This is a genomic window from Micrococcus sp. TA1, assembly GCF_014199555.1.
Lineage (GTDB): Bacteria > Actinomycetota > Actinomycetes > Actinomycetales > Micrococcaceae > Citricoccus.
The window spans coordinates 1,237,754-1,250,224 of record NZ_JACHNW010000001.1 but is presented as its reverse complement, the minus strand read 5'-3'; the positions used below and the strand labels follow the sequence as shown (position 1 = coordinate 1,250,224).

General features: G+C 71.6%; 9 protein-coding genes. 1 reads left to right on the top strand and 8 read right to left on the bottom strand.

Features of this window, described 5'->3' with window-relative positions; genetic code table 11:
• Positions 1 to 14 precede the first annotated feature (14 nt).
• The 6 genes from GGQ69_RS05415 to GGQ69_RS05390 form a co-directional block, all read right to left on the bottom strand.
• Complete coding sequence (locus GGQ69_RS05415) at positions 15 to 2,855, bottom strand: LuxR family transcriptional regulator (protein WP_183525594.1); 2,841 nt, start codon at positions 2,853 to 2,855, stop codon at positions 15 to 17.
• A gap of 65 nt (positions 2,856 to 2,920) precedes the next feature.
• A complete protein-coding gene (locus GGQ69_RS05410) occupies positions 2,921 to 3,748 on the bottom strand; it encodes a 1,6-dihydroxycyclohexa-2,4-diene-1-carboxylate dehydrogenase (RefSeq protein WP_183525591.1) in 828 nt (275 codons plus the stop codon).
• A complete protein-coding gene (gene benC / locus GGQ69_RS05405) occupies positions 3,748 to 5,322 on the bottom strand; it encodes a benzoate 1,2-dioxygenase electron transfer component BenC (protein ID WP_183525587.1) in 1,575 nt (524 codons plus the stop codon). Before benC ends, GGQ69_RS05410 begins: the two co-directional genes overlap by 1 nt.
• Positions 5,323 to 5,416: 94 nt before the next feature.
• The gene (gene benB, locus GGQ69_RS05400; RefSeq protein ID WP_183525583.1) at positions 5,417 to 5,953 is read right to left on the bottom strand and encodes a benzoate 1,2-dioxygenase small subunit; all 537 of its coding nucleotides are present in this window, start codon (positions 5,951 to 5,953) and stop codon (positions 5,417 to 5,419) included.
• Positions 5,954 to 5,987: 34 nt separating this feature from the next.
• Complete coding sequence (gene benA / locus GGQ69_RS05395) at positions 5,988 to 7,361, bottom strand: benzoate 1,2-dioxygenase large subunit (RefSeq protein ID WP_183525580.1); 1,374 nt, start codon at positions 7,359 to 7,361, stop codon at positions 5,988 to 5,990.
• Positions 7,362 to 7,770: 409 nt separating this feature from the next.
• Positions 7,771 to 9,090 (bottom strand): benzoate/H(+) symporter BenE family transporter, encoded by a 1,320-nt coding sequence (locus tag GGQ69_RS05390; RefSeq protein ID WP_183525577.1) that lies wholly within the window; start codon positions 9,088 to 9,090, stop codon positions 7,771 to 7,773.
• A gap of 233 nt (positions 9,091 to 9,323) precedes the next feature.
• Here GGQ69_RS05390 and GGQ69_RS05385 point away from each other — a divergent pair, with 233 nt between their 5' ends.
• Positions 9,324 to 10,232, top strand: coding sequence for a helix-turn-helix transcriptional regulator (locus tag GGQ69_RS05385; RefSeq protein WP_183525574.1), 909 nt, complete (start codon positions 9,324 to 9,326; stop codon positions 10,230 to 10,232).
• Here the strand turns inward: GGQ69_RS05385 and GGQ69_RS05380 are convergent.
• Both GGQ69_RS05380 and GGQ69_RS05375 read right to left on the bottom strand, forming a co-directional pair.
• On the bottom strand, positions 10,217 to 11,428 hold the full coding sequence (locus tag GGQ69_RS05380) for a metallophosphoesterase family protein (protein WP_183525571.1): 1,212 nt from the start codon (positions 11,426 to 11,428) through the stop codon (positions 10,217 to 10,219). The genes GGQ69_RS05385 and GGQ69_RS05380 overlap by 16 nt on opposite strands.
• A gap of 171 nt (positions 11,429 to 11,599) precedes the next feature.
• Positions 11,600 to 12,418 (bottom strand): SOS response-associated peptidase, encoded by an 819-nt coding sequence (locus GGQ69_RS05375; protein WP_183525568.1) that lies wholly within the window; start codon positions 12,416 to 12,418, stop codon positions 11,600 to 11,602.
• Positions 12,419 to 12,471 lie beyond the last annotated feature (53 nt).

Genomic DNA, 12,471 nt, shown 5'->3' with positions numbered 1-12,471 from the left:
CCCGCCGCCGTCCCTCAGTCCTCGGGACGGTAGCGGGCCGCCAGCTCGCTGCGGGACCGGACGCCGAGCTTCCGGTAGATGCGCGTCAGGTGGTACTGGACCGTCTTCTCCGCCAGGAACAGCGAGCGCGCCGCCTCCTTATTGGTGGCCCCGTGCGCCACGAGCTCCACCACGGCCTGTTCCTGCGCCGTGAGGTCGACGTCGGCCCGGCCCGCGGCCACGAGCACGGGGTCCGCGGGGGCGTCGACGGGGCCGACGTCCATCCCGGTGGCCTTGAGCTCGCGGTCACAGCGCTCGACGTAGGTCACGGCTCCCAGGGAGTCGTAGAGGTCCTTCGCCACCTGGAGCACCGAGGAGGCCAGCCGGCGCTTCCCCGCCCGGCGCATGCTCTGGCCGAAGGCGAAGCTGATCCTGGCCTGCAGGTAGGGCCGGTGCAGTCCCCGCAGCTGCCCCAGCGCGGACTCGAAGTGGTCGCGTGCGGCGTCCGGGTCGCCCTGCGCGGCGAGCAGCCGGCCCCGGGACCAGGACATCCGGGCCTGGTCGGAGGGAATCGCCCGTTCCCGGCACAGTCCCTCGAACGCGGTGAGGAACTCCTCGGCGCGCTCCAGCCGGTTCGTCATCACCAGGGCGTTGACATAGGTGTCCTGCCACGGCCAGAAGGAGACGCGACCGGCCGTCCAGGGGTCGATCTCCGTCAACGGCTCGAGCGCCTCCAGGGCGCTCTCGTAGTCGGACCGGGCCTCGTGGAACCGTGCCCTGGCCAGGTGGGCGGGCACGAGCATGGCCCGGTAGGTGCCCGGGTGGACGGCGGCCCTGGAGACGTAGTGACGCGCCCGTTCCCAGTCCCCCCGCATGGACCACAGCTCGGCGGCCGTCCAGTACAGCAGGGGCCCGATCAGGGGCATCCGGGCCGATTCCAGCCGGACCGAGGCCCGGGACACCGTGGCCGCGGCGGCGTCCCAGTCCCCCAGCACCAGTTGGGTCCGCGCCAGCCAGGCCTCCGCCCACAGGGAGATGCGCAGCGAACCGCCACGATGTTCCGTGGGGGTGGCCGCCTCGAAGCCCACCAGCGCCGACTCGACCTGGTCGGCCCGCAGGGCCAGCCAGGCGGCACCCATCTGGATCCGCTGCTTCTGGGCGTTCTCCCCGGCGCGGGCGGTGGCCCGCTCGTAGGCGGCCTCGGCCTCCTGCAGGCGCCCACGGGCATACAGACCGAGCCCGTAGATGGCCTCCGACTCGATGTGTGCCGGGCTGCCCGCCTCGGTCAGGGACATCGCCGTCTCGCCCCACTCGGTCATCAGCGGCCCGTCCCACGACGCCAGGCCGTGCAGGACGAAACGCTGGGCCGCCTGGGCGGCCGCCGCCGGGTCCCGGTCGGCGTCACTGGTCCGCCATGCCTCCTCGAGATGGTGCCGGGCGCTGCGGCTCTGGCCCGAGACGGTCGAGAGGTAGCCCAGGACCGAGGAGCGCAGGGAGGAGGACGGCATGGCCTCCACGGCCGAGGTCCAGGTCTGGGCCCGGGCGATGTCCCCGGCGCCGACCGAGGCGTCCACCGCCCGCAGCAACCGGTCGTCGTGGCGTTGCGGGTCCGTGGTGAGACGGGCCGCGGAGAACAGGGCGGACGAGACGTCCTGCCACGCGCCCCGTTCGCCCTGCCGGGCGGCGAAGTCCTCGAGCTCGGCGGCCAGGGCCGCGTCCGGTCCGGCCGCGGCGGCCACCCGGTGGGCCAACCGGTCGGCCTCCAGGGGCACGACGGCGGCCGCGCGCCGGTGCCGGGCCAGTCGCCTGCTCGGCAGGGCCTGTTCGTAGATCGCCTCGGCGGCCCCCGGCTCGACGAAGGAGACCGCCGAGCCGTCGTGGTCCACGGTCCACCGCAGCAGTCCGGCGCGATGGCCCTCGTCCAGGGCCTCGATCACGGCCTCCGGCCCGCTGAGACCGCTGACCGCCTGGATCTCGGCGAGCCCGGCCGGGGAGCCCAGCACGGCCAGGGCCTCGGCGACCTCGACCAGTCCCGGCGTGGCATCGGCCATCAGGCCCCGCACCCGGGACTGCATCCGGGCACTCGCCGGCAGTGACGGGAACCAGCTCTGCCAGGTCTCCGGCGGCATCTCCTGCAGCAGTTCCAGGACCGGTCGCGGCAGTCCCCGGGTGTGCCGGACGAGGCCCTGCGCCGCCGTGTCCCCCAGGTCCAGCCCGAAGCGGGACCGGGCGAGCCGGCGGACGTCCTCGGCGTCCAGGGGGTCCAGGCGCAGTTGGCGGACCCGGTACTGGCCGAGGAGGTCCCGCAGGCCGGGGGGCAGGGCGTGGGAGCGGGAGGGGTCGAGGGTGAACAGGAAGAGCACCTTCGAGGACTTCAGCCGCCGCATCACGAACACCAGGATGCGCACGCTGGCCTCGTCGAGATGGTGGACGTCGTCCACGGCGACCACCACGGGCCCCCGCAGCTGCAGTGTCTCCAGGTGGGTGGTCAGGGTGGCGGCGTAGTTCGCCGCCTGGGCGACGCTCAGTTCGGGCACCGGCATGGCGGGCGGCATGGGCGTGGCGTCGTAGCCCTTGGCCGACCGCAACGGTGCGGTGTCCATGAGCTGGGAGTACCCGGCCAGGGCCAGTTGGGACTCCCAGGCGTCCCCCACGGCGTTGAGGACCCTGATGCCGCGACCGGCAGACCGGCAGTGCTCGAGGAAGGACTCGAGGACCGCCGTCCGGCCCGATCCGGAGGGGCCGCTGAGCACCACGGTGCCCACCGTCCCGCGACGTGCCTGGCGCAGGGCCTCGTCCAGCTCGGCCAGGACCCCCGCGCGGCCGACCAGCACCCGGTCCGGTGCTGTCTCGCCGTCGGGCACCGTGTACTGCATGCGCACGAGACTAGCGGACGTGGGGGTGGCGCCCGTCACGGGACGGGCGCCACCGGCAGCCGCGCTCAGCCCAGGTCCCCCCCGGCGACCGGCAGCACGCTCCCGGTCAGGTACGAGGCCTCGGCGGAGGCGAGGAACACGATGGGCGCCGCCTGCTCGTCCAGCGTCCCGTAGCGCTTCATGAACGAGGACTCCACCGTCTGGTCGACGATGGCCTGGTACCACTGTCTCTCCTGCTCGGACTCCGCCTCGGGCCCCCGCTTCACCTTCCGCGGCGGCGCCTCCGTGCCGCCGGGAGCGGTGGCGACGACCCGGATCCCCCGTCCGGCGACCTCCATGGCCAGGGACTGGGTGAGCGCGTTGACACCGCCCTTGGCCGCCGCGTAGGGCACCCGGTTCATGCCGCGCGTGGCGACCGAGGAGACGTTGACGATCACGCCCGAACCCTGCGACAGCATCGTCGGCAGTACGGCGCGGCAGCTCCACAGCGTGGGGAACAGGGACCGGCGGATCTCGCGTTCGATCCGCTCCTCGTCGTACTCCTCGTAGGGCCGGGCCCAGATGGTGCCGCCCACGTTGTTCACCAGCACGTCCACGCGGCCGTGGGCGGCCACCGCGGCCTCCACGGCCTCGGCGGCGCCCGCGAACGTCTCCAGGTCCGCCGTGACCGAGGTGGCCGAACCGCCGGAACCGGTGTGGCCGGCGTCGTCGTTGATCCCCCGGGCCACCTCGTGGACGAGGTCGGCACGGTCCACGAGCACGACGGCGCCGCCCTCGGCCGCGATGCGCTCGGCCACCTTCTGCCCGATCCCCTGGGCGGAGCCGGTCACGACGGCGACCTGGTCCGCGAACCGCCCCGGGGTCAGGAACTGGCCGGCATGGCTCCGCCCCATCAGGCCCCGGCCACCTTCGCGTCGATCGCGGTGTCCATGGTGCCCTTGGCGTCGCGGGTGTGGTTCATGATGACCTCCCGCGCCCGGTCCCGGTCCTGCGCCTCGAAGGCCGAGACGACGTCGAGGTGGTCCTGGGCCACGCGCGAGAAGATCTCCGTGCCCTTCTCGAAGGTCGCCGCCATCTGGGCGTGGATGTCCAGGCGACGGTAGGACTCCAGCAGGGTGGGGTTGCCGGAGATGGTGAAGAGGTACTCGTGGAACTCCTCGTTGGTCCGCACGTACTCCTCCGGGTCGCCCACCCGGTCGCCGTCGACGAAGTCGACCGTGGCCTCGGCCAGGCGGCGGAACTGGGCCATCTGCTCCTCGCTGAGCCGGCCCATCATGAGCTCGGTGATCGCCAGCTCCAGGCCCATGCGGGCGTCGAGGTGGGCGAAGCTGTCCTCCTTGCGGAAGTCCAGCCGGCCGGTCTCCAGCGAGGAGATCGCCTCGGCGGCGGTGAGGGTGTCACCCTCGGCGGCCACCTGCTCGGGCGGGACGGGGGCACCGGTCTCGGCGTCGCCGCCCGTGGTCTCCTTCGGGGCGAAGCGCTCGAAGTAGAGGTTGGCCGGCTCGATGCCCTCGGAGTCCAGCCACTTCGAGACGGCGTTGACCATGGGCGGCGGGCCGCACAGGTAGATGTCCACGTCGCCCTCGTTGACATGGGTGGGTTCGATGACCTGGGTGACGTAGCCGGTGTGCGGGGCGGAGGTGCCCGGCTCGGAGGCGATGTAGTCCCAGGTGAAGTTCGGCAGTCGCTCCTCGTAGGCGCGCAGCCAGTCCAGGCCCACGATGTCGGCCTCGCGGGTGACGCCGTAGACGAGGTGGACGGGGTACTGCGTGGGGCCCTCGCACAGCTTCTCCAGGATGGACAGCAGCGGGGCCAGGCCGGTGCCGCCGGCCAGCAGCAGCAGCGGCCGCTTGGGCTCGCGCAGGAAGAACGAGCCGTAGGGCCCGGTGAACTCCACGGTGTCCCCGACCTGGGCGCGGTCGCGCAGGTACTCGGACATGGCCCCCTGCGGGGAGATGCGCACCATGAAGGAGGTCTCGTCCACCTCGGGACCGGTGCTGAAGGAGTAGGACCGCTCGGCGTCGGTGCCCGGCACCTTGATGTTGACGTACTGGCCCGGCAGGAAGGCGAGGTCCCCGCGGTTCTCCGGGGTCAGCGTGAAGGAGATGGTGGACTCGGAGTGCTTGTCCAGCTGGGTCAGCGTGGAGGTGAACGCGGCCGCCGAGGTCTTGGCCGACTCGGCGGTGGCCGGCACCTGGATGCTCATGTCCGACTCGGGCACGGCCTGGCAGGTGAGCAGGTAGCCCTTCTCCAGCTCCTCCTCGGTCAGCGCGTCGTCGATGAAGTCGCCCGGGTCGAACGAGCCGGAGTCGCAGAACGACTTGCACGTGCCACAGGCACCGTCGCGGCAGTCGGCCGGGATGTTGATGCGCGCCTTGTAGGCGGCGTCCATGATGGTCTCGAAGTCGCCGACCTTGACGACCTTCGTCACGCCGTCCTCGAAGCTCAGGGCTACCTTGTGTCCCATGGGTCCTCCTTGGTCCGGGCCGCATCCCGCGGCCCGCTGAATCGTGGGTGGTGGCCGGCCGCGCGCGTCGGCGGCCGGAAGGTCCCGGGGGACCTCAGATCATGTAGATGTCCACCACGTGGTGGATGTAGTCGTTCTTCAGGACGACCTTCTTGCTGCGGATGACCGGCTCGGCCCCCGAGAGGTCGATCGTGTAGAAGCTGGTGCCGAAGTACGTGTCCGTGGACTGGTACCGGTAGTACAGGGTGAACCAGTTGAAACGGACCTTGACCTGGTCGCCGTCGCGCTCGAGCACCTCGACGTCGGTGATGTTGTGCCCGGTGCGCGGGTCCGGCAGGGAGGTCGCGGAGGACCGGTCGGTCTTGATGCGGAAGACGCGGTCCTCGATCCCGCCCCGGTTGTCGTAGTAGATCAGGGAGATCTCGGACTGCGGGTCCTCGGTCAGCTCGTCGTTGTCGTCCCACGCCGGCATCCAGAACTCGGAGTCCGGGTGGTAGCACTCGAGCCACTCGTCGAAGTCGCGGTCGTCGAGCAGTCGGGCCTCCTTGTACAGGAAGGCGCGGACGGTCTCGAGGGTCAGGATGTCCTCGGTGGTCTTGACGGTGGGCACCGCGGTGGCAGTGGTGGTCATGGGAGCAGCTCCTCGCAGTTCGTGTCGGTCTCGGTCAGGCCAGGGCCGGCTCGGCGGCGGATTCCTCGGCGGCGACCGCCTGTTCCATGACCTCGTGCCAGTACATGTGCTGGATCGGGTACAGGCCCTCGTCCTCGGTGCGCGCACCGGAGGCGATGACGCCGTTCATGCCCAGGGCGGCGGCCTGCTCGTCCGGGCCGTCGACCTGGTGGGCGGAACCGCGGGACATGTCGTTCCACTGGGCGGTCTTGGCCCAGTAGGTCTTGTTGCAGGAGCGGAACTCCTCCAGGTCGTCCGGGGTGGCCATGCCGGTGGCGTTGAAGAAGTCCTCGTACTGGCGGATGCGCTTGGCGCGGTTCTCGGCCGACTCGCCCTTGGGGGCGATGCAGTAGATGGTCACCTCGGTCTGGTCCGCGGAGATCGGCCGGAAGTGGCGGATCTGCGAGGAGAACTGGTCCATGATGTAGACGTTCGGGTAGAGACACAGGTTGCGCGAGATGTTGATCATGAAGTTGGCCATCTCCTCCCCGTACTTCAACACCAGTTCGTCGCGGCGGTCCCACAGCGGGCGGTCCTGGGGGTTGGTCCACTCCTGCCACAGCAGCAGGTGGCCGTGCGGGTACGAGTAGAACCCGCCCTTGACCTTGCCCCACTTGCCGGCGTCCATGGCCTTGGTGGTGTTGGCGGAGTCGCCGGCGGTCCGGCGGGCGGTGGTGGCCGCGTAGTTCCAGTGCACCGAGGTGACGTGGTAGCCGTCGGCGCCGTTCTCGGCCTGGACCTTCCAGTTGCCGTCGTACGTGTAGGTGGAGGCGCCGCGCAGGACCTCGAGGCCCTCCGGGGACTGGTCCACGATCGAGTCGATGACCTTGGTGGCGTCCCCCAGGTGCTCCTCGAGCGGCAGCACGTCCGCGTTGAGGGAGCCGAAGAGGAAACCGCGGTAGGAGTCGAAGCGGGCGACCTTGGTCAGGTCGTGGGAGCCGTTGGTGTTGAAGCCCTCGGGGTAGCCGCCGTTGCGGCCGTCCTTGACCTTGAGCAGCTCACCGGAGTTCTTGAACGTCCAGCCGTGGAACGGGCAGGTGAAGGTGGTGCGGTTGTCGGTCTTGCGACGGCACAGCATCGCGCCGCGGTGGGAGCACGCGTTGACGATGCAGTTGAGCTTCTCCTCCTTGTCCCGGGTGATGACCACCGGGGTGCGGCCGATGTGGGTGGTGAAGTAGTCCCCGACGTTGGGGATCTGGGACTCGTGCGCCAGGTAGACCCAGTTGCCCTCGAAGATGTGCTTCATCTCGAGCTCGAAGATCTCCTCGTCGGTGAAGATCTCCCGCTTGGCCCGGATGATGCCCTTCTCACGGTCGTCGACCACGGCGTCGGTGAGGACTTCCCGGACATGGGACAGGTTCTCGGTCATGGCGTTCTCCTTCTGGCAGTGACACCGCGCTTCCAGGCCGGCAGGCCCGTTTCCGGCGCGATGGCGGAAAGTACGCCTGCCAGTCTGCCGAACGGTGACTGCGCTCACATCAGGGGAACCCCTAGGGCTGACCAAGGGGGTGATCCATATGCTCCTGCTACCCAATCCGTGGCGACAGGCTCTTGGATATCCGCAGGCCACGGGGCCTATGCTGGCCCGCGGGACCGGGAGTCGTTGCCCTCGTCACACCCTGACGCGGCCGGGCCGGGGGCCCGCCCCCCGGGTTCTGCCGAGGGCCGCCCGGTCCGTCAGTCCGCACCAGCGCCTGGCGCGCACCCCCAGGACGGAGGCGCCGATGCCCGAGCAGCGCCGCACCGCGCCGACGTGCCCTGCCCGCCCCCGGCCCGGCTCATGCCCGGGCCGCCGGGACCGCGTCGGGGGCGTCGGGCCCGGCCTCCGCCCCTGCCCGCAGTGCGGCGTGGTCCCCGCGTTCGAGCAGCCGGGAGACCGCGAAGCCGATCACGATGCCCCAGAACGCCGAGTGGAGGGTGAACAGGTCCAGTCCGGAGATCGTCACCACGAAGGTCACGAGGGCACCCATCGTGAACGTGGTCGAGAAGGCGGTGACGAACGCCTGGAGCAGCGCCCGCAGCATGGCGATCCCGCCGAGGGCGAGCACGAACGCCTCCGGCGTGGCCAGCATGAACCGCACCAGTCCGGGGGCGAGCAGGGCACAGGCCAGGGAGAGCACCGCGTAGACGAGGGCGGCGGTGTACTGGCGGTGCCGCTGCCCGGAGGCGGTCAGCAGGGCGTTCGTGGGACCGGTGACGCAGGCGGACACCGCCCCGAAGACCGCGTTGACGAGCGAGAACACCCCCGAGGCGACCGCGAACGAGGTGATCGGCGGACGGTGCCCGGCGGCCCGCAGGACGGCGATGCCCTGGCCGTTCTGCACGAACAGCACCGTGATGGCCAGCGGCACCACGAGCTCGAGCTGGGCGGCCCACGTGAACTCCGGGACGGTGATCACCGGGGCGGCCAGCACGGGGCCGTCGCCCCGCAGGTCGAACTGGCCGCTGAGCACCACGGCCGCCACACCCACGAGGAGCGTGCCCAGGACCGGCGGCAGGACCCGCCCGAGCACCGGCACCGCGGCCAGGACGAGGTACGCGATGACCATGGGCGCGGCCACGGCCGCGTTGTCCCGCGTGGCGTCCACGATGTCCGTGCCGAAGCGCAGGAAGACCGCCGCGACCATGGCCATGATGATCGGCATGGGGATGGCCGTCATGACGCGGCGCACGAGCCCGGTCATGCCGAGCGCGAGCACGAGCACCCCGCAGCCGAAGAACGCCCCCACCACCTCCGCGAAGGACAGGTGCTGCAGCGAGGGCCCCAGCAGCACGGTGCCGGGGATCGACCAGGCGAAGCCCAGCGGCTGGCGGTACACGAGGGACATGACGATCGTGGCCAGCCCCGCGGAGAGGAAGATGCCGAAGACCCACGAGGCCAGTTCGGCCTGGGTCAGTCCCCCGGCCAGGCCCACCGCGAGCGTGACGGCGATCGGCCCGGAGGCGGAGAACACCACGCCGACGAGTCCGTTGGCCGCATACTCGGGGCCGAGGTCGCGCCACGCGCGGCGCGGTCCCACGGGTCTTCCGCCGGGGCGTTCGAACAACGGTTCGCGTCCCGGCGCCGCCGCCTGCGGCGGGTCCTCCGTGGTCGTCATCTCCGCTCCTCCTCGTCGTCGGCCGTGCCAGTCCATCATGACCGGGACCGCCGGGGACGCCACCAGGGGTGCCCAGCCCAACCTGGGTATGGCATGCCCAGGCTGGGCCGGAGTGACCTCGGCCCCGGCGGCGACGACCCTGGGCAACCCGTCCACGACGGGACGACACGACGACAGGACGACCACGGGATGACGACAGCGGGACCGCGAGGCGGCAGGGACGGGAGGCCGGGATGACGGCAGGATCGGACAGGCGAGCGGACGCGGAGGGCGTCGAACCGGGGGCCCGGCTCGGGGACTTCCTCCGGGCGCGCCGCGCGCTGGTGGACCCGCCCCGGCACGGCGGAGGCCGGCGTCGGGTCCCGGGGTTGCGCCGGGAGGAGGTCGCGGCGCTGGCCCGGGTCAGCACGGACTACTACACCCGGCTGGAGCAGGGCCGGCACCGCCGCCCCTCGGACTCCGTGCTGGCCGCGCTCGCCGGGGCGCTCGAGCTCGACGACCTGGCCACCCGGCACCTCTTCGACCTGGCCCGGGCCGTGCCCGCCCGGGGAACGGCACCGGAACCGGTCCAGCGGGTCCGGCCCTCGCTGCACCTGCTGCTCGAGTCGTTCACGGAGCATCCCGCCTTCATCCGCGGGCGCCGCACGGAGGTGCTCGCGATGAACCGGCTCGCCGCCGCACTGCTCGCGGACCTGCCGGCCCGGCCCGCGCGGGAGCGCGCCCTGGTCCGCTGGGCCTTCCTGGACCCGCAGGCCCGGCAACGGTACGTCGACTGGGAGGCGGTCGCCTCCTCCATGGTGGGCACCCTGAGGCTCGACGCCGGCCGGCACCCGGGCGATCCCCTCCTGGACCGCCTCGTGGCGGAGCTCACCGCCGGCAGCGACGAGTTCCGCGCCTGGTGGGCGGACCACCGCATCGCGGAGCGGCGCGACGGGATCAAGCGATTGGTCCACCCGGTGGTGGGCCGGGTGGACGTCCGCTACGAGGCGCTGGAGGTCACGGGCGTGGAGGACCAGACGATGTTCGTGTACACGACGGAGCCCGGCAGCGACTCCCGCGCCGCCCTGCACCGGCTGGCGGGGCTGGTCGCCGCGGACCGGGACCCCGTCGTGTCACCGCGCGCCGGTCAGGCGGAGACGTAGTCCGGGAAGGCGGCGGGCTCCGCCAGCGGCTTCTTCACCGGGGCCATGTCGATGCCCAGGTCCCGGGCGAACACGGTGTGACTGCCGGTGTAGACGTTCTCCGCGTTCTCGTCGAGGGTGAACACCCGGGCCCCGCGCAGGGTGTGCGTGTCCGCGGTCCCGTCGTTCAGGCCGTAGGTGCCGAATCCGGTGCCCGGGCCGTAGCCGAGCTCGATGCCGAAGTAGTCACCGATGAACGTGTTGATGTGGTCGTGGCCGCAGTACATGCCCAGCACGTCCCCGCGTTCCAGGGCGGCCGCGTACATGCCCGAGTTCACCAGGCCGGTGTAGATGCCCTCGTTCTTGACCCCCTCGATGCCGTGGCGTTCCACGGCCGCCGCGTGGCCGGCGTCGTCCGAGGTGAACTGCTGGCCGTGCCACATGTGGTGGAACTCCCAGACGGGGATGTGGAAGAACATCAGCGACGGGACCCTGCCGTACCGCTTCTCGGTGTCCCGGGAGAGCCGCTGGTACCAGTCGATCTGCTCCGGGCGGATCCAGTCGTAGGCCATCAGCCCGTCGTGCCCCTGACCGCCGACGGTCTCCGGCGCGTAGCGGCCGGAGTCCAGCAGCCACAGGCCGAAGGCCGCGCGGTTGCCCTTCGAGGAGCGGATGAGCAGGTGTGCGTTCGACTCACCGGGGACGCCCCTCCCGCCCTCGTCCACGGCCGGGTTGAGGTTGTGCTCGTACTGGCGCAGGAAGTCGACGATCTTCGCCTCGACCATGGAGGTGCCGTTCTCCTCGACCGAGTCCTCGTCGTGGTTGCCGAAGGTGATGGCCCACGGGATGCCCCGCGACTCCATCGGCATGACGACGTTGTTGTAGGCCTGCTTGACCTCGCGGTCCGTGCGCGGCGAGCCGTTGATGACATCCCCGTTGATCACCACGAAACCCGGCTTCTCCCGCTCGAGCACGCCCTCCATGAGCTCGATGGTGCGGCGGTCGGTGAGGGGGCCGTCCTGGGTGTCATTGAACTGCACCACCGTGAACGTCCCGTCCCGCCCGAAGGACAGCGGCATCCGCCCGGCCGCGGTGGAGCGGCGTCCGGGTGCGGCGTGGGCCGCGGAGGGCAACGCGGACAGCAGTCCGGCGGCGGCCAGGGCGCCACCGCCGGCGAGCAGGCCGCGGCGGTGGAAGGACGGGGTCTGTGCGGTCATGAATGGGCTCCTCGAGGTCGATGGTGCCCGCCCCGGCGGGCGGGCCCAGCGACCGTAGGAGACCCACGGGACGGGCCGGAGACCGTCAACCGGCCGTCAGGTGTCCTGCGGATGACGCCAGGGGAAACACCCCGTCCCCACGGGGGCGGGCCCCTCCATCGCCGGGCCCGGTCAGACCAGCGTGTCCTGCTGCCCGGCCCGGCCGATCGGCTCGATCAGCTCGGGACCGTTGTTGCGCACGTTGCCCACCGCCGGGCCGACCTCGTCGAGCGCCCAGGCCGCGGCGGTCCGGTAGGCCTGCTCGCGCACCCGGTCCACCAACCGGCCGGCGGCCTCGGCGCTGGGCAGCCTCTCCGGCTCGAGCCACGCGTCCATCGTCTCCGCGTCCATCGGCAGCGGGAGCCGGTCGTGCAGGTCGTGCAGCCGCTCGAGGGTCTCGTCCCCGGTCCCGGCCTCCGGCGAGGGGCCGGTGAGGATGGTGCAGCTGAGCAGCCATCGGTGCGGGTCGTCCTCCGGCAGCGCCTCGTCCTTCCACCACTCGTAGAGACCGGCGAAGTAGATCAGCGAACCGTCGGCGGGGTGCACGTAGAACGGTCTCTTGCCGGCCCCCTTCGCGGCCCCCGCGGCGGGCTTGAGCCACTCGTAGTACCCCTCCACCGGGACAGCGCAGCGCCGGGCGCGCACCGCGGCACGGAACGTGGGCTTCTCCGTCACGGTCTCGGACCGCGCGTTGAACGCCCGCGCGCCCACCGAGACGTCCTTCGCCCAGGGCGGGACGAGGCCCCAGCGGGCCACGTGGACCTCCCGGCGCGTCCCGCCCTCCTCCTCCTCGCCCGATGCCGGCACCGCGCGTTCCAGCACCACGGCCACGTCCGTGGTGGGCGCGACGTTCCAGTTCGGGCGCAGCGCGAGGTCCTCCTCGGGCTCGACCGCGCCGGATTCGGCCACCAGGTCACCGATGGCCCGGGCCATCACATACCGTCCGCACATGGGACAAGTCTGCCGCACGGGCAGGACGACGCAATGGGTCACCGGAGGGGATG